The 21,308-nt window shown below is 35.2% G+C and carries 19 protein-coding genes; 8 read left to right on the top strand and 11 right to left on the bottom strand.

Annotated features, from left to right (window positions below; translation table 11 throughout):
* Nucleotides 1-116: 116 nt before the first annotated feature.
* The 4 genes from M0R21_04715 to M0R21_04700 all read left to right on the top strand — a co-directional run bounded on the left by M0R21_04715 (nucleotide 117) and on the right by M0R21_04700 (nucleotide 6,922).
* On the top strand, nucleotides 117-1,577 hold the full coding sequence (locus M0R21_04715; GenBank protein ID MCK9617117.1) for an aminoacyl-histidine dipeptidase: 1,461 nt from the start codon (nucleotides 117-119) through the stop codon (nucleotides 1,575-1,577).
* An 84-nt stretch (nucleotides 1,578-1,661) separates the two neighbouring features.
* Entirely contained in the window at nucleotides 1,662-2,867 is a 1,206-nt protein-coding gene (locus M0R21_04710) for an FprA family A-type flavoprotein (GenBank protein ID MCK9617116.1), read from the top strand.
* Nucleotides 2,868-2,908: 41 nt separating this feature from the next.
* Nucleotides 2,909-3,775, top strand: coding sequence for a hypothetical protein (locus M0R21_04705; GenBank protein ID MCK9617115.1), 867 nt, complete (start codon nucleotides 2,909-2,911; stop codon nucleotides 3,773-3,775).
* 765 nt (nucleotides 3,776-4,540) lie between these two features.
* Nucleotides 4,541-6,922 (top strand): sodium-translocating pyrophosphatase, encoded by a 2,382-nt coding sequence (locus M0R21_04700; GenBank protein MCK9617114.1) that lies wholly within the window; start codon nucleotides 4,541-4,543, stop codon nucleotides 6,920-6,922.
* Nucleotides 6,923-6,972: 50 nt separating this feature from the next.
* Here M0R21_04700 and M0R21_04695 read toward each other — a convergent pair whose 3' ends face one another.
* Nucleotides 6,973-7,872 (bottom strand): DMT family transporter, encoded by a 900-nt coding sequence (locus M0R21_04695; protein ID MCK9617113.1) that lies wholly within the window; start codon nucleotides 7,870-7,872, stop codon nucleotides 6,973-6,975.
* 77 nt (nucleotides 7,873-7,949) lie between these two features.
* Between M0R21_04695 and M0R21_04690 the strand changes: the two genes are divergently transcribed.
* The 4 genes from M0R21_04690 to M0R21_04675 all read left to right on the top strand — a co-directional run bounded on the left by M0R21_04690 (nucleotide 7,950) and on the right by M0R21_04675 (nucleotide 11,876).
* A complete protein-coding gene (locus M0R21_04690; GenBank protein ID MCK9617112.1) occupies nucleotides 7,950-8,570 on the top strand; it encodes a YigZ family protein in 621 nt (206 codons plus the stop codon).
* A gap of 408 nt (nucleotides 8,571-8,978) precedes the next feature.
* A complete protein-coding gene (gene dnaA, locus M0R21_04685; protein ID MCK9617111.1) occupies nucleotides 8,979-10,427 on the top strand; it encodes a chromosomal replication initiator protein DnaA in 1,449 nt (482 codons plus the stop codon).
* Nucleotides 10,428-10,459: 32 nt separating this feature from the next.
* The gene (locus M0R21_04680; GenBank protein MCK9617110.1) at nucleotides 10,460-10,921 is read left to right on the top strand and encodes a low molecular weight phosphotyrosine protein phosphatase; all 462 of its coding nucleotides are present in this window, start codon (nucleotides 10,460-10,462) and stop codon (nucleotides 10,919-10,921) included.
* 4 nt (nucleotides 10,922-10,925) lie between these two features.
* Complete coding sequence (locus M0R21_04675; protein MCK9617109.1) at nucleotides 10,926-11,876, top strand: pyridoxal-phosphate dependent enzyme; 951 nt, start codon at nucleotides 10,926-10,928, stop codon at nucleotides 11,874-11,876.
* Between the two features lie 267 nt (nucleotides 11,877-12,143).
* On the opposite strand, the gene M0R21_04670 is transcribed toward M0R21_04675, so the two are convergent.
* The 10 genes from M0R21_04670 to M0R21_04625 form a co-directional block, all read right to left on the bottom strand.
* Nucleotides 12,144-12,647 (bottom strand): GNAT family N-acetyltransferase, encoded by a 504-nt coding sequence (locus tag M0R21_04670; GenBank protein ID MCK9617108.1) that lies wholly within the window; start codon nucleotides 12,645-12,647, stop codon nucleotides 12,144-12,146.
* 437 nt (nucleotides 12,648-13,084) lie between these two features.
* Nucleotides 13,085-13,924, bottom strand: a complete 840-nt coding sequence (locus M0R21_04665) for a class I SAM-dependent methyltransferase (GenBank protein ID MCK9617107.1) — start codon at nucleotides 13,922-13,924, stop codon at nucleotides 13,085-13,087.
* Nucleotides 13,924-14,301: a hypothetical protein gene (locus tag M0R21_04660; GenBank protein MCK9617106.1), complete on the bottom strand. Its 378-nt coding sequence runs from the start codon at nucleotides 14,299-14,301 to the stop codon at nucleotides 13,924-13,926. Before M0R21_04660 ends, M0R21_04665 begins: the two co-directional genes overlap by 1 nt.
* A gap of 5 nt (nucleotides 14,302-14,306) precedes the next feature.
* A complete protein-coding gene (locus M0R21_04655; protein ID MCK9617105.1) occupies nucleotides 14,307-14,642 on the bottom strand; it encodes a cupin domain-containing protein in 336 nt (111 codons plus the stop codon).
* Nucleotides 14,643-14,857: 215 nt separating this feature from the next.
* The gene (locus M0R21_04650) at nucleotides 14,858-15,007 is read right to left on the bottom strand and encodes a DUF3796 domain-containing protein (GenBank protein MCK9617104.1); all 150 of its coding nucleotides are present in this window, start codon (nucleotides 15,005-15,007) and stop codon (nucleotides 14,858-14,860) included.
* An 83-nt stretch (nucleotides 15,008-15,090) separates the two neighbouring features.
* Nucleotides 15,091-15,528, bottom strand: a complete 438-nt coding sequence (locus M0R21_04645) for a hypothetical protein (protein ID MCK9617103.1) — start codon at nucleotides 15,526-15,528, stop codon at nucleotides 15,091-15,093.
* Complete coding sequence (locus tag M0R21_04640; protein MCK9617102.1) at nucleotides 15,521-16,270, bottom strand: HAD hydrolase-like protein; 750 nt, start codon at nucleotides 16,268-16,270, stop codon at nucleotides 15,521-15,523. The genes M0R21_04645 and M0R21_04640 overlap by 8 nt, the downstream gene beginning before the upstream one ends.
* 169 nt (nucleotides 16,271-16,439) lie before the next feature.
* A complete protein-coding gene (locus tag M0R21_04635; GenBank protein MCK9617101.1) occupies nucleotides 16,440-17,252 on the bottom strand; it encodes a DUF4263 domain-containing protein in 813 nt (270 codons plus the stop codon).
* Between the two features lie 271 nt (nucleotides 17,253-17,523).
* Nucleotides 17,524-18,267: a hypothetical protein gene (locus tag M0R21_04630; GenBank protein ID MCK9617100.1), complete on the bottom strand. Its 744-nt coding sequence runs from the start codon at nucleotides 18,265-18,267 to the stop codon at nucleotides 17,524-17,526.
* Nucleotides 18,268-19,587: 1,320 nt separating this feature from the next.
* On the bottom strand, nucleotides 19,588-21,252 hold the full coding sequence (locus M0R21_04625) for a S8 family peptidase (GenBank protein ID MCK9617099.1): 1,665 nt from the start codon (nucleotides 21,250-21,252) through the stop codon (nucleotides 19,588-19,590).
* Nucleotides 21,253-21,308 lie beyond the last annotated feature (56 nt).

The following is a 21,308-nucleotide window of genomic DNA, read 5'->3' as shown; positions in this document are numbered from 1 at the left end:
TAGCACCTTAGATACTTAGTGGCAAAAATATTTCTTACCCTCGATTCGCATTAATAGTAAATACATATATTTGCCCCTAATAAAAATAGTATTAACCAAACACTGGAGGAATATCAATGAATACTGTATTAAGCGGTTTAAAACCTGCTTCCGTATGGAAAAATTTTGAAGCCCTGTGTGCATTTCCCCATCCATCGGGACATGAAGCAGCCATCAGGGAATATGTATTTAATTTTGCAAAACAATTAGGTTTAGAAACCATCGTGGACGAGGTAGGCAACCTAATCATCCGCAAACCCGCCACAAAAGGAATGGAAAACCGGAAAGGTGTTATCTTACAGGCACACCTCGACATGGTTCCACAAAAAAATAACGACACTGCACACAATTTTGAAACAGACCCTATTCGCCCGCAAATTGATGGCGAATGGGTAAAAGCACACGGAACAACTCTGGGTGCCGATAATGGAATCGGAGTTGCCGCCGCCATGTCAGTACTTGAATCAAAAGATATTAAACACGGACCCGTGGAAGTCCTTCTTACCATTGATGAAGAAACCGGTATGACAGGTGCTTTCGGACTAAAAGGCGGAATCCTTAAAGGAGATATCCTGCTCAATATGGATTCGGAAGACGAAGGCGAATTGTACGTTGGATGTGCCGGCGGAACCAATGCCGGAATCACCTTCACGTTTACCCCTGAAAATGTTCCCGCAGGATATTCTGCCTATACCTTATATATAAAGGGTCTCAAGGGTGGACATTCCGGAGTGGACATTAGCCTGGGCAGAGGAAACTCAAACAAAGTACTGTTTCGCTTCCTTAAACAGGCACAAAATGCATTCGGTATTCGCATAGCTACTATTGACGGCGGAAGCCTTCGTAATGCCATCCCCCGCGAATCATCAGCCGTAATCGTTCTTCCCAGTGCCCATGCAAAGGCATTCCTCCAGTTGCTTGCCACTTTCGAAAACATAATTAAAAACGAGCTCTCCTCTACCGAACCCGATTTAAAAGCAGAAGCCATTCCTGCCAACATGCCCGAAAAAGTGATGGACGTTGCCACACAACAAAAACTTATCCATGCCGTAAATGCATGCCCTAACGGCGTTGTCAGGATGAGTGCCGATATGCACGACCTTGTGGAAACCTCTAACAACCTTGCCATCATTAATCTTGAAGGCAACGAAGTTAAAATTTTATGCTTGCTCAGAAGCTCTGTTGATTCGGCAAAACTCGACCTGGAAAGCGTTACCGAAAGTGTGTTTACCCTGGCTGGCGCAGAAACAGTTTTCGACGGACAATACCCTGGCTGGAAACCCAACATGCAATCACCGGTTCTTAAAGCCATGAGCGATATCTACAAAAATAAATACGGAAAAATACCCGAAATAAGAGCCATTCATGCAGGATTAGAATGCGGGTTACTCGGAGGCGTTTATCCTAACTGGGATATGATTTCCTTTGGTCCCACCATCCGTTTTCCGCATTCTCCGGACGAAAAAGTTAATATCAAAACAGTGGAAATGTTTTGGGATTTTCTTGTAGAAACCCTGAAAAATATTCCTGTAAAATAATTTCAGAAGCTCAGAATTATTTAGAAATCCATCCGGCAAAAGGGTGGATTTCTTTTTTTATTTTTGCACAAACAATTTTCACCTATGCAAAACAATAAAACGTTAGCCGTTTCCAATGATGTTTACTGGGTAGGTATTTTAGACCCCGACCTCCGTACATTCGATATTGTGATGGAAACCCGGTATGGAACCACATACAACTCTTACTTCATCAATTCCGACAAAAAAGCTGTGGTAGAAACAGCCAAAATTAAGTTTTGGGACTCCTACCTTGCAAAACTAAGCACCCTGTGCAATCCATCCGAAATAGAATATATCATCGTCAACCATACCGAACCTGATCATTCAGGCAGCATAGCCAAACTCCTCGAAACAGCACCCGATGCTACCGTTGTCGGAAGTGGCAACGCCATTCGTTACCTAAACGACCTGCTGGGCTTCGAATTCAAAAACAAAGTGGTGAAAGATGGCGATATACTTTCATTGGGCAACAAAACTCTTCGGTTTATCGGGGCTCCCAACCTGCATTGGCCCGATACCCTGTACACTTACCTCGAAGAAGATAAAATTCTCTTTCCCTGCGACTCTTTTGGCGCCCATTATTGCCACGAAGCCATGTTCGACGACCTGGTGGAAAATTGGGATGATGCCTTTAAATATTATTTTGATGTGATTTTGAAACCTTACAGCAAATTCATGTTGAAAGCCATAGAAAAGATTCGCCCGTTGCAAATAAACGCAATTTGCCCCGGGCACGGTCCGGTTTTGCGCTCGCAATGGAAACGTTATGTGGATTTAAGCGAAAAATACGCACTTGCAGCCGAACAACTTCCCGTTAAAAACAGAATCTTTATCCCTTACGTCTCTGCATATGGCAATACTGCCAGGTTGGCTGAAAAAATTGCCGAAGGCATCCGTGCAGCCGGTAACTTTGAAACTGATGTTTGTGATATCGAAGCCATGCCCGCAGGAGAAATAGATCAAAAAATAGCCATGGCTAATGCCATTATCATTGGGTCGCCCACGATAAATCAAAACACCCTGCTGCAGATTTATACCCTATTCGCTCTCATAAACCCTATCAGAGACAAGGGAAAACTGGCTGCCGCCTTCGGGTCGTATGGATGGAGTGGTGAAGGACAGAAAATTATTGAATCGAATCTGGCAAACCTTAAACTTACCCTAATGGGCGAAAACGTGTTTATTAAATTTACCCCACACCACGAAGCGGAAATCCAATGCATAGAATTTGGCAAAAGATTTGCCGAAAAAATGCATTCATCAAAATGATTACTTTATCTTTAACAAACTTATCTCGAAAGACATTCCGGATGCCAATATCGCAAAAGCAAAATAAAGGAAAAAGGTTGATAATAGTTATATTATCTGCCCTCTTCTTATTTATTTCCTGTTCTGCTGAACGGAAATTAGCAAAAAAGTACATTACCAATGCGGGCGAAATTCCGATAATGCTACTTTCTCCCGACTATCTCTACAAAATAAACTTAAAAAGCTGGCAAGCAGAAAATACCAATACCACGAAAACAGATTCGATACTTTTTGCCAAAAGTACATACCTGAAACTCCTTTCCGATTCGTTATTCATTGCCAGGTACATGAATGCTTTTTCCGAAGAATTGGGTAAATTGCATTTCAAAGTGTACTCCCCTTTGGAAACCACGGATTTTCTCTCGCTCGATAACTCCGACATGTATATCATTAACATGGCACAGTTACAAATTGAAGAAGATATTATTCCCGTAACCAATGAAGCCTATTTTGCCGATACTATTCATTTATACAACGAGTTTGGAATCAATTCTGTAAATCTGTGTAGTTGGTTCGAAATTTCCGGGGTTAATAACCAGGACAGCGCCAGGAACAGCAGTAAAAAGTTGCTTTATTCCGAAGAAAGTGCAAAAGATTATTTCGACGGTGCGTTCAAGTTTAATGTTTTAAATCAGTCAGTGTATTTTGAATACACATATGATTCATTGCAAATTAACGACATATATGACCTTGCTGCTTATGCGGGTGCAAAATATGGCAGTTATTTTTTCGATTACCTCATGAACCAGTATATTTCTAACAATTTCTCTTCTGGCATTAAACCTGATAAGTACTTTCATTTCGATCTTGCAACACGCAAACTAAAGCAGGTAAGTAAATACCGTTTTATAGAAATGGAACAGAAATAATAGTTTTGTTTAGCGTTTAATAATATAGAAAAACAGGTTTTACTATTTATCCGTCAGTGTTTTAGCATCCATAGAAAGGACGTTTATTTTTTCAAAAACCCTTAAAAGTTTTTATCGCCCTGCGGCGCAATGTAACATGCCGAAATACTACAGAAATGGTTTGCAACCTTACGCCAACTTAGGTTACTAAGTAAACCACAAGAAACCGCTAAAAATCACAAATGGGAAAATCCTTAGTGTCTTCCTTGTGCCCTTAGTGGTTTATAAAAAAGGTTTTGGTAAGATTGCTATAAGGTACGGATTTTCATAATCCATCCCAATCCGTTACATTCGTATCATCCGTGTTTGATATGCGATATTTTATTTGTCCAATTACTTCATCACCTACGGCGAAATGTAAAATATTGAAATATATCATATAGATGGTTTTACAATCTTAACCCGAACCTAGGTATATAAATTCACCAGATAATAGTGAATGAATGTTCTAATTGTACTTTGCAATTCTCTTCTTTTTCCGTAGCCGAATTAAAAAGTTTACTTTTTCAAAAACCTGTTTTGTTATGAAGTGCTGTAATTTATTGTTGGTTTTCTAAATAATATTTTTTGATTGATAAAGTTACATTTATAGCATTAAATATTAATAATATAAGTAAGTGTATTTTTTACATTAAACTGGAAAAACACACTGCATGGAATCATTTTTTTGTTTGTTTATTTTAAATTCTTGCCTAAATTTGCTTTGATAACTTAAAATAAAATCATATGAAAAGACTTTTTGTGTTTATCCTTATTTTATTTTTTCCTGCGGTAGCGCTTGCCAGTGAAACCGACCTTAAAATTCCGCAATTAACCGAAAGCCAAAATAATTTATTGATTTTCGGTTTTTTTATCTGCGTTTTAGGGCTGGGTTTCGGGTTGTATCAATTTGTAAAAGTTAAACGATTGCGTTCCCATCCTTCTATGTTAGAAATTGCCAACGTAATCTTCGAAACCTGCAAAACATACCTTATTCAGCAGGGGAAATTTCTTCTAATTCTCGAATTGTTTATTGCTGCCTGTATAGCTTTTTATTTCGGATACCTGCAACAAACGCCTGTTGGAGGGGTTTTGCTGATTCTCGGCTGGTCAGTTGTGGGGATATTGGGTTCGTACGGGGTAGCATGGTTTGGAATCAGGATGAACACTCTTGCCAATAGCCGCATGGCATTTGCTTCTTTGGAACGCAAACCGCTGAAATTATTGAATATACCTTTGGATGCAGGGATGAGCATAGGCGTACTGCTGGTTTCGGTAGAACTGATTATGATGCTTATCATCCTTTTATTTATTCCCAGGCAATATGCAGGAGCCAGTTTTGTAGGTTTTGCCATTGGCGAATCGTTAGGGGCTTCTGCCCTGAGGATAGCTGGCGGAATTTTTACAAAAATTGCCGACATAGGCTCAGATTTGATGAAAATTGTCTTCAACATTAAAGAAGATGATCCCAGAAACCCTGGTGTAATAGCCGACTGTACAGGCGATAATGCCGGAGATAGTGTAGGTCCTACCGCTGACGGGTTCGAGACTTACGGAGTTACCGGGGTAGCACTCATTAGTTTTATAGTTCTTGCTGTTAGCGATATTACTTATCAAACCGAACTGCTTACTTGGATTTTTCTTATGCGTATTCTAATGATAGTAACCTCTATCATTGCCTTCTACATAAATAAATTACTCAGTAAAATACGTTACGAAAATAAAGAAAATCTCGACTTTGAAGTTCCCCTTACCGCACTGGTCTGGATAACGTCTCTGCTTTCTATCATTGTAACATTTCTTATCAGCTACTGGCAACTGGGAAGCCTTCCCAATAACCTGTGGTTTATTCTCTCAATCATCATAAGCTGCGGCACGTTAGGTGCAGCCTTAATACCCGAATTCACTAAAATTTTTACCAGTCCTAAATCGAAGCATGTTAATGAAATTGTTACTGCTTCACGTGAGGGAGGCGCTTCTCTTACTATTTTATCAGGATTAGTAGCAGGCAATTTTAGTGCATTCTGGAACGGAATGGTATTTTTTATGCTTATGGCAATAGCCTACTTTGCCAGTTTATACGGACTCAGCGATTACATGATCTATCCCTCTGTCTTTGCATTTGGGTTGGTTGCATTTGGATTTTTAGGCATGGGTCCCGTTACGATAGCCGTGGATTCATACGGACCAGTTACTGACAATGCACAAAGTATTTATGAATTATCATTGATAGAAGAAACCAAAGAAATAACAACAAAAATTGAAAAAGATTATGGCTTTACTCCCGACTTTGAAAAGGCAAAATACTACCTTGAAGCCAACGACGGTGCAGGAAACACCTTTAAAGCCACTGCAAAACCTGTGCTGATAGGAACTGCCGTAGTGGGTGCTACAACAATGATTTTTTCATTGATTCTGGTCATTAAAAATAAGTTAGGAATAGAGCCCGAATCTATATTGAATATACTAAACCCCTATACTATTTTGGGTTTTATTTGTGGTGGTGCTGTTATATATTGGTTTACAGGTGCTTCTATTCAGGCTGTTACTACCGGGGCTCACCGTGCCGTAGAATATATCAAACGTAATATCAATTTGGATGAAGGTGCCGAAAAAAAGGCATCCATCGAAAAGTCGAAAGAAGTGGTTAAAATTTGTACACAATACGCACAAAAAGGAATGTTTAACATTTTTATTGCCGTTTTCTCGTTTGCCCTTGCTTTTGCATTCTTTTCCGCACCAGTAAATGGTGCTAACCCTACTTCATTTTTTGTAAGTTACCTAATTTCTATTGCTGTATTTGGTCTGTTTCAGGCAATTTTTATGGCAAATGCAGGCGGAGCTTGGGATAATGCCAAAAAGGTTGTGGAAGTGGATTTAAAGGAAAAAGGAACTCTTTTGCATGAAGCCACCATTATTGGCGACACCGTGGGAGATCCCTTTAAAGACACGTCTTCGGTATCCTTAAACCCTATTATCAAGTTTACTACACTTTTTGGCTTGCTGGCAATGCAAATAGCCATTTCTGAAGGATTCAGAAGTATCGGACCTATTGTGGGTTCAGTTTTCCTAATAATTGCCCTGTATTTTGTGTACAGGTCATTTTACCAAATGCGTATTAAAAAATAAAGAATAATAATCTATTGGTAACTCCCGACAACCCCACTGCCGGGAGTTTTTTATAAAAAGAAAATAGCAACTCCGATTACTGCAATCACGGCACCAGCAATTTCAATTTTTTTAATTTTTTCTTTTTTAAACCATATAGATGGAGGAATAATAAGAACCGGAACTATCGCCATAATTGTAGAGGCAATACCGGTAGTAGTATACTGTATAGATATCAGAGAAAATGATACACCTAAAAAAGGCCCGAAAAAGGAACCAATAAGAAGACTTTTCATTGTTTTCCTGCTTTTTAATGCTGTCCCCACCTTTTTCCACGAACGAAAAATAAAAAATAAAACCCCGAAACCTAAAGCTCCGGTAAACACCCGGATTTGAGAAGCCGCAAAAGCATTGTAGTCCTGCATTCCATATTTGCTGAAAACCAAACCTATCCCCTGCCCTGCCGCTCCGCCTAAGGCAATTAACAATCCTTTTACGGGGTAGGAAAACCGTATTCTTTCAGTTTTTTGCTCATTCTTTTTTAATATTACAAGGGCAATACCGCTCAACGTTAACAGCATCCCAAATAAATGCTGCAACGAAAAAGCCTCACCTAACATTACCCACCCTGTTATTGCTGCTATGGGGGGAGCTAAAGCCATTATTAACATCGAAATTCTGGCTCCAATTAATACATAAGCCCTAAAAAGCATGTAATCACCAAAAACAAATCCAACAAGCCCCGACAACGCTAACCAGCACCAATTATGCAGACTGGCATCATAAGGAAAGAAAATTCCCCTAGAAAAGAAACCAAAAACAGAGAAAATAACAAAAGCAATGCTCAGGCGCAAAATATTTACCGTTAACGAGCCCACTCTTTTACTTGCAGCTTCAAATGCAAGCGCAGTAATAGTCCAAAAAAATGCCGTTAACAGCGCTGCCGATTCGCCAATGTGAGATTGTATCAAGTTAATTATTTATTCGTAAAAAGTGGAAACAAAGGTATTATTTTATCGTATTTTTAAAACTGAAAATATCCATCCAGATGCTGTTCGAAGACACATTTCAAACCATTAAATACCAAAGCGAAGGCTTATTCAAAGACAAAGGAAGTCGTTTTATTGCACATGCGTTTCCTGTACAAACAGAAGAGGAAATTAAAAACACACTCGAAGAAATCAGAAAAAAATACCACGATGCCCGGCACCATTGCTTTGCTTACGTTTTAGGTTCCGACAAATCTGCGCAAAGAAGCTACGATGATGGGGAACCAACAGGGACTGCCGGGAAACCCATTCTTAACCAATTGATTTCAAAGGGACTTACTAATACACTTGTGGTGGTTGTTCGCTATTTTGGAGGCATCAAACTGGGTGTAAGCGGATTAATCAATGCCTACAAATCAGCAACATTAGATGCACTAAACCAAACCGAAGCCATAACAAAAATAGTTATGGAAACCTATGTAATAGAGTTTGACTACCTCCAAATGAACGATATGATGAAAATACTAAAAGAAGATGATATAAAAATTGAGTCTCAAGATTTTGAAAACAGGTGTAAAATCCAATTTTCAGTACGCAAGAATAAGGCAGAGTCAACCATTGAACGATTTAAAAAACTAAAAAGTATTTCATTACAATTTATCCATTTTTGTTCAATGTAACACCTTAACCTGTTTTTCAAAAAAAAGTGCCTTTTTCGTGATTTCTTTTGCTAAATATTTTTTTTTACAAAAATTTAATTAAATTTGGGAAGTACTCAAAAATACATTTTTTAAAAATTAATTTTTCTATTTTATTGTATTTCTGAAACATACAATATTTGATTTTTTACTTCCCCGATTTAAATTTTAAAAAAGTTATTTTGCCATATATGAATAAAATTTTTAAAAAACAATACCAAAAAAAATTTTTTATACACTTTTTCAATGCCACTTTTGTTTAAAAGTTTTTCAAAAACATGACTAAAATCCTTAGTAATATCAGGCATTGATAATGAGTATAAAAAGGAAAAAAATTAATGTTTACAAAAATCCACAAAACTGATAACCAAATAAAAAAAAATTTTATTAATGAAGCATGACTTTAATGAAGTTTGGGGTAATTGTCTGAAAATAATTAAGGACAACATTAGTTATCAAAGTTTTAAAACATGGTTCGAACCCATAAAGCCTATCCGGCTCGAAGAGCAGGTTCTCACAATTTTAGTACCCAGTCAGTTTTTTTACGAATGGCTCGAGGAGCATTACATTACATTGCTTAAAAAAACCATTAAAAGCGAATTGGGTTCTGCCGGACGACTGGAATACAGTATAATTATGGATAGTTCATTTTCATCATCTAATCAAAATGAAGCACCTTTTACTATACAGGTACCTACCAGTAACAAGAAGAGTATCTATAACCCATCTGTAGCCATGCCCATTGATATTAACAAAGGCTCCTCCAAAGAAATACCAAACCCTTTTATAATACCTGGTTTAAAGAAAATTAAAGTTAATTCCCAGCTCAACGAATCTTACTCTTTTGACAATTTTATTGAAGGAGATTGTAACCGCTTAGCCCGCTCTGCCGGCTTTGCCGTTGCTAATAATCCGGGAAAAACGGCATTTAACCCTATGTTTATTTACAGCAATGTCGGTTTAGGAAAAACCCATCTTGCTCATGCCGTGGGAATACAGGTAAAACAGCAATTTCCCGAAAAAACGGTACTGTATGTCTCTGCCGAGCAAATGATTCAGCAGTTTATTGATGCCGTGAGAAATAACAATCAGAATGATTTTATTCATTTTTATCAGATAATGGATGTACTTATCGTTGACGACATTCAATTTATTGCAGGAAAAGAAAAAACACAAGATGTTTTCTTTCACATTTTTAATCACCTTCACCAAAAAAGCAAGCAAATCGTTATCACCTCCGACAAGGCTCCGGTAGAAATGAAAGGGATCGAGCCCCGGTTATTATCCCGTTTTAAATGGGGTCTTGCTGCCGACCTCCAGATACCCGACCTCGAAACACGAATTGCAATACTGCACAAACGGCTGTATAATGATGGAATTACCATGCCAGAAGATGTAATTGAATACCTGGCATACAGCATAACAACCAACATCAGGGAACTGGAAGGCGCGCTGATTTCCATTCTTGCACAATCGTCACTTAACAAAAAAGCCATTACCATTGAACTTGCCAAGCAAATGATTGACAAGTTTGTAAAAAATACAACTAAAGAGATTTCGATAGATTATATTCAAAAAATCGTATGCGACTACTTCAACTTGCAGGTAGATACCTTGAATTCCAAAACAAGAAAACGGGAAGTAGTGCAGGCACGACAGCTATCCATGTTTTTTGCAAAAAAACATACCAAAGCATCGCTCACAACTATTGGCCTGCATTGTGGCAATAAAGACCATGCTACCGTGTTACATGCCTGCAGAACCGTTAACAACTTGGTTGAAACCGACAAGCAGTTCCGGAATTATGTAGAAGATCTTGAAAAGAAAATCAAAATCTAAACAGCCGTTTTATATTTTTTCAAACTGCATAAATGAAAATATTAATGGTTTGCATGGGCAATATCTGTCGCAGCCCGTTAGCAGAAGGTATTTTACGACATAAAATCAACAAAAAAGGCATTATGGGTGTTGAAGTGGATTCTGCAGGAATGGAATATTTTCATGTTGGCGATTCCCCCGATAGCAGAGCCATAGCTATGGCTAAAAAACATAGAATTGATATCTCGGCACACAGAGCACGTCTATTTCAAAAGTCTGATTTTGAGATGTATGACAAAATATATGTCATGGATGCAATGAATTACAGAGATGTTATGTATTATGCACATAATGATTCCGACCGGCAAAAAGTAGATTACCTGATGAATGCTGACAAGCCTGGTGAAAACCTGAATGTTCCCGACCCATGGTATGGAGGAATGATTGATTTTGAACGAGCCTTTCAACTGATTGATATTGCTTGTGAAAAAATTGTTGAAAAAATTAATGCCTGAAAGTATGAATTCAGTTCCCTCTGCTTCTGATATTCATGCCGCCCACAATCGGATTAAGGCATTTATTCACCTTACTCCTGTACTTACCTCCCAAACTTTAGATGCATTAACAGATTGTGAAGTCGTTTTAAAATGCGAAAATTTTCAAAAAACGGGAGCTTTCAAATTCCGGGGAGCTTCAAATGCTGTTCTATCACTCTCCGATGATGAAATAATAAAAGGCGTAGCAACCCATTCTTCTGGTAATCACGCCGCAGCACTTTCGCTGGCTGCTTCTCTCCGAAAATGTGACGCAAACATTGTGATGCCCGAAAATTCTTCCCGGGTGAAAGTGGAAGCCGTTAAAAACTATGGCGGGAAAATAACTTTTTGCAAGCCCAATCTACAATCGAGGGAGGAAACCCTTTGCAAAGTGATTGCGGAAACAGGAGCTGTTGAAATACATCCTTACAATAATTACAGGATAATAGCCGGGCAGGCAACCGTGGCAAAAGAGCTTATTGAACAAGTTGATGATCACTTAGATTATATTATTGCTCCCGTTGGAGGCGGTGGTTTGCTAAGCGGTACATCCCTTTCGGTGAGATATTTTTCGCCCGGCACACTGGTTATAGCTGCAGAACCCGAAATGGCAAATGATGCCTGGCAATCGTTCATGCAAAAACGTTTAATCCCTGTTAACAACCCCCAAACAATGGCAGACGGATTACGCACTTCGCTGGGAAGTCTCACCTTTCCAATTATTTGCGAAAATGTACATTCCATCTTTACAGTTTCTGAAGAATCCATTAAAAAAGCTATGTTATTTGTCTGGGAATATATGAAAATCATCATTGAACCCTCATCAGCCGTAGCTGTTGCCGCCCTTTTCGAGAATAAAAATTTTTTCTCCGGGAAAAAAGTAGGTATTATAATTTCCGGAGGTAATGTTGATTTGAGAAATATTAGTTTTTAAAATTCAGAAAAAATAGACTTGTACGTTCTTCCTGTTTTCGTCATTAAGACACCCAAAAAAGTCAGGTACTTAATTTTGTACTTTGAGATGATGTTATTTAGTCGCACCTTAAAAGTGGTGTAAAAAAATGCTTGTTTATGAATAAAGGTATCTGCATTTCGCCGACTGAGTCGGATCATCAGGAACTTTATATTTCGACTGGTACTTCGACAAGACAGGCTATCGCAATAATTCATCCAATAGCCATTAGCTAAAAACACTTGTATTTTATAATTCGAATCGCCAGTTAAACAGGGTTCCGGTTTCTCCTGTTTTTATAAAATTATTTTTCTCAAGAATTAAAGAAGATGCAATATTATCCTTTTCTGTAGAAGCTATAATCGCTTTAACATTGGGCTGTTTCCCTGCCCAACGGATCATCCCTTCCACAGCTTCCGTCATGATACCTCTTTTTCTGAACGCTTCATATGTTCCGTAACCGATTTCAACTTCACCCTCAGCATTTGGCTCTCCTTTAAAGCACAAATCGCCAGCCATCTTATTTTCTAATTTCAGAATAATAATCCAAAGGGTAGAATACAAATAATTCTTGTTTTTATCTGCCACATCAGGCAAAATGGTTTGTTCAAGCGCTTCCTTCAGCTCCGGCGGAATAATCCGGAATGTTTCATTCAAATGCATTTCTTTTTCTAAGGAGTTGTCTGCTTTACAATATTTAATAAGTTGTTCGTAAGTTAATGGCACTAAAATAAGCCGTTCGGTTTCTATCATGCTTTTTTGAGTGAAGGGAATAAATAGCAATAATTGAGTTAAAACAAAGCTCTGTTCCTGTAAATTAGGTTATTCCATATTTTGCACAAAAATATTGATTTTAATGTATGCTTTTCTCCCTTTTTATAAAAATTGTAATCGTTCATTCTTGCAATACATATTTCAACGAAACATTAAAAACAAAATTTACCATAAACTATCTTTAAAAAAATTTTTATTCCATTGGCTATTCAGCATTGTATGTTGTTACATTTATGAATCAAGAGCTAAATCCTCGGCTGAGCGGAGTTGCAAACTAAGAAAAATGAAAGCAAAAAACTACAAATTTTCTAAAGTACCGAACGGAATTATAAATTCTGTTTAACCGGATACTGCGTACCAAATAGCCTGTGCTCCGATTTTATCAAAAAAGTCCTATTTATTAGCGGCTGGCATTATTATTTTTTTGATACATAAAATGTCACATTTCCTCCATTCCAACAATCATCACTATCCGGTAATATATTTTCATAGTTTTCTATATCTGTAAAACCTTTTGATTTTAAGATAGGAACCAAATTATCTTTTTCGTAATAATGGCTCCAAAAAATGTATGTATCAATTGCATCATTCTTTCCAATTACTATGTGATGATTCGCAAGCACTTTTGCTTCCGGATAATGATAACCATTTGTTAAAGTAATATAAGGTGTATTCTTCCAAAATCCACTATCTTGTACTTCCCATGACTGTGAGATTGTTTTCTTGTCAATGTTTCTTTCGTTTACAACATCACAAATAAACAAGCCATCTTTCTTCAACGCTCTATAAATATTTTCCAATACTTTATCTCTCTCCTTTGGTAATAAGGCACAAAAATCGAGATAAATCATTATTATTAAATCAAATTGGTTATTAAAGTCTAAATCCAGGTAGTTTTTGTTTAAGTATTCAATATCTAAATGTTTTTCTTTTGCTTGTTTGATTGCATATTGAATTGAATTTTCAGAAAAATCAACTCCTGTTACTGAATGTCCTTTTTTTGCGAGTAATTCTGCATAAAGTCCCGGTCCACAACCTAAATCAAGAATTTTCATATTCGGCTTATTTGACCTTTCTGAAATCCAATTTGAAATATTTTTAATCTTAACTTTACTTCTGCTTGCTACATCATGAACTGGGTTTATATGCAATTCCAATAATTGTTTCGATATGTATGGGTCTGTCCACATTGCAGATGTGCCTTTCTCATACAATTGGGGTCTGTTTGAAAGTTTTTTAATCAGCTCTATATTCATCACAGTGTTGTATTTGATTTTATATCTTGTATTTTAATTTGAAGCCATTTTATAGCACTTATTTTATCATAAAACCAGTGTTCATTTTCAAAAGCCAAATGCTCATAGCGATTATTCACGATGGCTGTGTAAATGGTAAAACCGAAATTGGAAGCATTAAATTTTTTACGTGAGACCGCTGATAATGTATTGTGAGTTTCCTGATTTTCCCAAATGGTATTTCTTATATCAAAGACTAATGCGACTGTCTTTTTACTTAATGCAAGTTCTCTTATACTTTTCTCGATTATTTCCATATTCAGAATACCTTGTTTATGGGTGATTACTCCTGAATAGTCAATAAAGAGAATATTATTGTTGAGAGTTGTGATTTTCATAACTTTTACAAATAGTCCTGCCTTACCGGTGTAAATACATCAATAATTTCACCTGGTTCGATTATTTCCATAGAATGTTCCATATCAGCAGGTATAGAATACGAATCTCCGCCAGTAATTATATATTCTTTATTGTCAAAGATTAATTTATATTGACCTGAAATTACATATCCATTTTGTTCGTTTGGGTGTTTATGAAATGGTGCAAAATCGGATTCTTTAAATAACATCTTTGTTACCATAGATTTTTTGCCAATGGCTAAAATTTCAAAATCTACTCCCAGAAATTGCTTTTTAACAGCATTTTCCTTTTTTACAATGGTTTTAATTATATGGGACATAAACTATAAATTAAAGATTGTTTCTATGTTTTTTACACTTGTACACAACGTAATAGCGTTTTATTTAGTTTTTATGCACAAATATAAATAGAAAGAGAGAATAGCCAATAAATTATATCCGGATTATCCTGTGTTTTCTTTGCGGAATTACAAATCCAATCATATTGGGGCTAAATACCGATATTTTGTTGTAAAAGCTTAGTTTGTAGTATTTATTATTTCTTTTCTTTCTTTGGAATGAAATAAATAAACCAGATAAAGAATAAAAACCATAATGCTTCCTTCCAGTCGCCTTTTGTAATTGCAGGCGTACCGAGAAAGCCGAGAAATCCAAAAAATCCCTGTGTCCATTTAATGTCTTTCATGTGTTATGATTTTTTTAAGTGATAGTAAAAAGATATTGATTTAAGTAAAAAAACATTTTCCGCTCAGTCGGGCGACATGATTTTTATAGTGTTATCGAAATTGCTGTCATCCCGTATGCTTTCAATAAAACCAAAAACCAAAAAATCGCAAAAACTGAATAAACAAAAATCGCAAAATGTGCACTTCTAATTTTTATTTTTTTACTTGTATTTTGAAAAACTTTATAAAGCTCTCCAGAGAATGTAGTTTCAAGTGAAGCCCCCCTATCTAATAAGGATCTCCAATAATTGAATGTCCTAATTTGAACTATAAGTGTTCCTAAAGAACCTAAAAAGCCTAATAAAACTATTAATAACAACGTAAAAGAAGGCTTAAAGCCGTCTTTTGTAATAAATGTTAAGCCTATAAAAAATAATCCATTACCAGCAATAAAATGCTGCATAATGCTAATCAAGAAAGTAGTATATTGTCTAAATAATTGACCTAATTCTTGATATTCGATTTTTACTTTTTCATCCATGGTTGTTCAGTCTAATTATTTCATTTTGTACATGTTTATATGATAAATTGTCTTTGGAATTAATTTGATAAAATTTAATACCTAAATCATTGGCGAGTTTACCATCTGTCTCATGTTTATCCCCAATCAGATATGTTGTGCCAAGATTAAGATTACAAGTTTCAAGCAAATATTTTTTAGTAATTATATATGGTTTCCCAATAATTACAGGTTCAATATCTGTTGATTTTTTAAAAATCTCAATTATTGAACCACAATCAACATAAGAAAAATTATCACATGGACATACTTTATCATCATGAGTTGCATAAAATGGTAATCCCTTACAAATTAATTCATGTCCCTTTTGAATTTTATCATAAGTTAATGTTTTATCAAATCCTATTAGCACAAGTTTAGCAGAATCGAGTGAACTTACTACACCAAAACTTTTTAGTTCTTTAATTAAAGAATCAGTTCCTATTATAAATATTTCATTTATTTTTAAAACTTGACTTATGTACCAAGCAGCAACTTTTCCAGAGGTAACTATTTGGCAATTATTATTCCATAAATTATGTTTTTTTAAAATAACCTTATATTCTTTAGAATTTTTAGAACTATTATTGGTCAAATAAATTATCCTTGCATTAAGTGCTTTCATAAAAGAATATAAATCAAAAGCGCCCAATACAGGCCTTTCTCCGATAAAGATTGTTCCATCCCAATCAATTAAAAATGTATATTGATTATTTTTATTCATTAATAGCGAATATGTTTTTTATCATGTCGCCCAACGGTCACTTGTATGTGGTCGGGCGGGATTTCGAAAAGAAATTCTGTCAGACCCGCAGGAGAGTGAGCAAAAGGTCTGACTTGTCAGACCGCTAAAACCCCCGCCTGCCATATACAATTTGTTAGCTGCTGGCATTTTAGTAATTATTTGTTGTCTGGAATACATTAAACGAATCTATTAAATTGTCATAATGAAGAACTTGAATATTTTCATTTCTTAATAGTTTTCTTTTTTCATCGTAAGTTTCTTCATTGAAATCAGCTCGTCTTCCTGCGATAACTACATAACTAATTCTTGTTTTATTTAATATTCTAAACTCCTTTGGCAACTCAATTCTTGCACTTTTAAATTTGTCAAACATCAAATTTAGACTGTGAAAATTTCCTTCAATCCATTTATCCCAATCTTTGACTTGTCTAATTCCTTTTCTAATTGTCTGTCCGAAAGCACCGTCTTTTGTGGTTATTGTACCAGTCGGATTTTCTAATTCAACAAATATGAAATGATATCCATGTGAATTTTTTCCAATCAATAAATAGTCCGCTTTGTACGTTACTGGAAATTCAAATTCTTTAAAAAGATAAGCATCGTGATGTCCAAATGTATATCCTGCATGAAAAAGTGATGCAATTAAATTATAATACTTGTTGTCATTAATGAAGTTGAGTATGTTTCGTTCTGAAATACCTGATTCTAAAAAATTTATAAATTCTTTTTCAATTTTTTTTAACCCTGTTTTGTCTTTTAAACTGTCAATTGATAAATGGTTGTTTGGAAATAATGATTCATAGTGATAAGCAGCAGGTGGTTTTAACTCATGATATTTATTCATTACCTCTGGACTAATTTCTCCGAGCTTACCCAAATTATTTCTTTTATAATCTTCAGCTTCTTTCAACTTGATTATTTCATCTTCGGTCAAAATATTATAGTCTCTATCAAATAACATAAAAATCTTTTTTGTCTTTGTTTATGCTTGCAGCCAACAATTATATAACCCCCATATGGCAGTTATTTTGTATATAGTTATTTATTTGTTTAAGGATTTTAAATATCCAAATTATCCAAGAACTTTTTTATCAATGATTAGTAAATTTAAAAAATAAACCCCGTCAGGGTTTAAAAACCCTGACGGGGTTTATTACCCATTTCACTTTTTTATTTTATAAGCTTACATTTTGTCTGTTATCGGCTTAAATAATTAATAACCGGCAATTATTTCAGGGAGTTACCGTAGGATTGGTTTCGGTAGTATTATCTCCATTATCTCCATACCTGTTTTTATAGATTACTCCCCATTGGCTGCATTGTACACGGCGTGCTGCGGGTTCACTCTTGCGGAAATAAAATTCCACTTCATCCCATAAATCTTTAATCAGGTCATCGGCTTCGTCGCGGAGTTTCTGTATTTCTTCCTGCTCCTTAGTCAAACCGATTTGTTTTTCCGATTTTTGTTTCTGGGCAACTTTATAATTTTCCAATGCAATTCTTACTTCTTCAGCCGAAGGCATAGCCATCGGTTTGCCTCCCTGTGCTATACGGGTAGCTTCTCCGCCAACAATTTTATCTCCCCATTCCAGGATATCGCTTTCTGTGATCAGTGACGGAATATCCATACTTTCGATATCCAATCCATACAATCTCCTTTCCGAAATATTAAAAGTGCCTCGCTCAATTCCATAATTAAATGTATGGAAAAAATGTAAAATAATCTTTTTTGCTAAATCTTTGGGTACATTTTTTTGCTTGGTGGCACTGCTTCGGTCCGAAAAAGCAAGATTCCGGTTTTTATATGCCGTTGAATATACCGGCATAAAATTTTTTAAATGTTCAATAGTGTCATTTAAGAAGATTTTTGTAGCATCTTCTCTTATTTCTCCCTGGGAAGTGAAGATTAATTCAAACATACGATTAATCACACTGTTGCGATCGGTATCATTGTTTGGTCTGAGAATGTAAGGCATAATTACCTCCTTTTTTATGGGTTTAACATTGTAATTTTTTAAAAAATAATTTAATATTGTAAAGATAATTATTTTTATTTTTAGCTTTAATAAAAAATACAAAGATAAAATGTTAAAAATTGTTAAAATTTATGCTGTGTTCAACCACTAAAAATAAATCAGAATCACATTTTGGAATTTGATTTTTGTCAAAAAGTGTAGTAATGATTTTTAGTATGATAAGTAGATTGTACAAATAAAATGTCGCATATCAAAAAAAGAATAGGATACTGATTTCACGGGAAAAAACAGGTAAGTGCTGATGAGAATATAGACACATCAAAATTCGTATTCTATTCTTGAATCGTTCAAATCCGATTATACAATAGTATTTGGTTTCTATTCTGTAATCATGCAAATCAAGGGTTGAAAATTTCTTTGTGCCACTCTGTGCTCCCTCTGTGTAGCTCAGTGTTATAATATGTTTAATTACACAGAGAACCATGGAGAATTCACAGAGAACCACAGAGTTTTTTTATTTAAGTAATAAGACAAATAGCATATTCTATTCTTGAATCGTTCAAATCCGATTATACAATAATATTTGACTTCTATTACTTAAGTATTTTTCAAAAAATAGGGCATTATTTATATCTGAAAAATAATACATCATTAATAACTTATCATTATTTGGGGGGAATAATGGCAAGTGGGAAATAATTTATCATTATTTGAGGGAAATAATGGTAAGTTGAAAATAATTCATCATTATTTGGGAGAAATAATGGCGAATTAAAAAAAATTCGTCGTTATTTGAGAAAAATAATGGCAACTTAAAAAAAATTCATCACTATTTGGGAGAAATAATGGCGAATTGAAAATAATTCGTCGTTATTTGAGAGAAATAATGACAACTTAAAACCGATAAAGCATATTTTATAAGTAAAAAATTTGATATTATTCTAATATTAAGTGATTTATAATTTTATATTGATAGAATATATTTTGATGATTCATTCTCCTGAATAATCTTTATAAAATTTTCCGGTTATTAATATTAACAGAATTTAATAACCTTTATATCAAGATAAAAAAATCCCATCGCCGAAGAATAAGATTTTTCCTAATCAATAAATTTAATCCTGACAGATACTATGTCGCAAAATCCAGATTATTTTACAATTTACTTTATGTTTATTTAATCAAACAGAGGATTTTATTTGATCCATTGGACAGAATCCCTCTATCGGGAGACCCTTGTGTCCCATTTACTTTTGCATTGTTGTAATAAAGAAATTTTGCAACCGATTAAATGGTTTAAAGTCAAAAAGAAAACAACTTTTAGTTCACTTTTATTATTTTATAAGGATGTTTTTTACCTTCAGAAATAATAGTTAATACGTATATACCACTTTTTAATGATTGTATTTTGATTGGTGTTTCTAAGACATCTTTATATTCTTTCTGAAAAACTAATTTGCCATATATATTTGATATTTCAACAGATATAGTTTTAACAAATGATAGGTTACCACTTCTTATAGTAAAACTATCTTCAAATGGGTTAGGAAAAACAATAAAATTGTCATCGGCAATATTCTGGTATTCATTAATGCCAATTATCCGATTTGCAGTATCAAAATTTGGAATCCCATATCCTATATTATAATCAAAATTGTTGACTTGAGATGCACTTTGAATAATAGCTTTAATAATTTGCATATTTGAATAATTTTTATGAGCCTGCCACAAACAAGCAGATAAACCTGCAATTATCGGACTGGAAAATGAGGTACCTGAGCTAAAACTTATTCCACCATATAGATTTGCTACGGCGGCATTTCCTCCCATTGCAACAACCTCTGGTTTCACTCTTCCATCAGAAGTGGGACCTTTTGAACTAAAACTGGCATAACTACTATCGGAATAGACGGCGCCAATGGTAAGAACACTATCTCCGTCAGCCGGAGCACCAATGTAATACCATGCATTATCACCAGAATTTCCGGCACTATTAACAACAAGTATCCCCTTGGATGCAGCAATATCAGCTCCTCTTGTAATTAATGTTGTATTACCATCCATATCAGAATAGGAATGGTTTTCATAAATACTATCAAAAGTAGTATATCCCAATGAAGAATTAATTACGTCAGTTCCAATACTATCAGCAAGTTCGGCACCACATATCCAATATAGTTCTTCTGCTAAACATTCACGGGTAGGATCTTCTGTCCGGATAAGATAATAATCTGCTTCCGGAGCTGTACCTATAATTTTTCCCGGTAAATAGCCACCCATGGTAGATAATACCGCCATTCCATGCATACTATATGCTGTAGAAGCAAAAACATTTCCACCGTTAGTAACAAAATCCCGGCTGCCAAGTATGCGACCATTATCCCATAAGTTTTTAAAAACTTGCATGGTATCAACTCCGATAAAACCCGCATCAAGTACGGTAATTACCATATCTTCTCCCCTATACCCCTGGTTATGTATTTTTTCGCCCGACAACATTTGTATTTGATTGTATGCAAAGCCATAATCATAAAAATCATTTGTTGATTTCAATTGCATAATATCAGAGGGAGTCTGTAATAAAATCTCTTCTTTTTTGCTGATGTTCCGCAAATTAGTATTTTTTTTAAGCAAGCTAACCCGACTAACACAAGATAATGCAGTTAAAGCGTCCAATTGCTGGTTACTTACATTGTAAATTATTGCTGCATTCACCCATTTGCTACAATATTTCAATGATACTCCGGTATTAAGAACAGCCTCAATGTATGCCGTACTAACAGGTAAATCCAATAAATTATATTGAATGTTAAACCTTGCTCTTCTTTCTATAGCTCTCGCTGACAAATATTTTTCGGGGTGCTGTAATGAATAAGTATTTTGATCTTTATTTTTAAAATAAACTATATACTCATCAGTAGACTGTGTATATGAGCAATATGACAAAATGGAAAAACCTAATAAGAGTAAAAATCTGGTATACATAAAATATTTATTTTGCTACGAAATTAATAAAAAACATCTTTGGAGATACTGGCTTT

Source organism: Lentimicrobiaceae bacterium (genome assembly GCA_023227965.1).
In the GTDB taxonomy this organism is placed as follows: Bacteria; Bacteroidota; Bacteroidia; order Bacteroidales; family JALOCA01; genus JALOCA01.
This window is presented reverse-complemented; position numbering and strand designations above follow the sequence as displayed.

Bases quoted from the DNA above. Each gene is read 5' to 3' on its own strand.
- M0R21_04715 (MCK9617117.1), top strand. From the start codon at position 117: ATGAATACTGTATTAAGCGGTTTAAAACCTGCTTCCGTATGGAAAAAT.
- M0R21_04710 (MCK9617116.1), top strand. From the start codon at position 1,662: ATGCAAAACAATAAAACGTTAGCCGTTTCCAATGATGTTTACTGGGTA.
- M0R21_04705 (MCK9617115.1), top strand. From the start codon at position 2,909: ATGCCAATATCGCAAAAGCAAAATAAAGGAAAAAGGTTGATAATAGTT.
- M0R21_04700 (MCK9617114.1), top strand. From the start codon at position 4,541: ATGAAAAGACTTTTTGTGTTTATCCTTATTTTATTTTTTCCTGCGGTA.
- M0R21_04690 (MCK9617112.1), top strand. From the start codon at position 7,950: ATGCTGTTCGAAGACACATTTCAAACCATTAAATACCAAAGCGAAGGC.
- dnaA (MCK9617111.1), top strand. From the start codon at position 8,979: ATGAAGCATGACTTTAATGAAGTTTGGGGTAATTGTCTGAAAATAATT.
- M0R21_04680 (MCK9617110.1), top strand. From the start codon at position 10,460: ATGAAAATATTAATGGTTTGCATGGGCAATATCTGTCGCAGCCCGTTA.
- M0R21_04675 (MCK9617109.1), top strand. From the start codon at position 10,926: ATGAATTCAGTTCCCTCTGCTTCTGATATTCATGCCGCCCACAATCGG.
- M0R21_04670 (MCK9617108.1), bottom strand. From the start codon at position 12,647: ATGATAGAAACCGAACGGCTTATTTTAGTGCCATTAACTTACGAACAA.
- M0R21_04665 (MCK9617107.1), bottom strand. From the start codon at position 13,924: ATGAATATAGAGCTGATTAAAAAACTTTCAAACAGACCCCAATTGTAT.
- M0R21_04660 (MCK9617106.1), bottom strand. From the start codon at position 14,301: ATGAAAATCACAACTCTCAACAATAATATTCTCTTTATTGACTATTCA.
- M0R21_04655 (MCK9617105.1), bottom strand. From the start codon at position 14,642: ATGTCCCATATAATTAAAACCATTGTAAAAAAGGAAAATGCTGTTAAA.
- M0R21_04650 (MCK9617104.1), bottom strand. From the start codon at position 15,007: ATGAAAGACATTAAATGGACACAGGGATTTTTTGGATTTCTCGGCTTT.
- M0R21_04645 (MCK9617103.1), bottom strand. From the start codon at position 15,528: ATGGATGAAAAAGTAAAAATCGAATATCAAGAATTAGGTCAATTATTT.
- M0R21_04640 (MCK9617102.1), bottom strand. From the start codon at position 16,270: ATGAATAAAAATAATCAATATACATTTTTAATTGATTGGGATGGAACA.
- M0R21_04635 (MCK9617101.1), bottom strand. From the start codon at position 17,252: ATGTTATTTGATAGAGACTATAATATTTTGACCGAAGATGAAATAATC.
- M0R21_04630 (MCK9617100.1), bottom strand. From the start codon at position 18,267: ATGCCTTACATTCTCAGACCAAACAATGATACCGATCGCAACAGTGTG.
- M0R21_04625 (MCK9617099.1), bottom strand. From the start codon at position 21,252: ATGTATACCAGATTTTTACTCTTATTAGGTTTTTCCATTTTGTCATAT.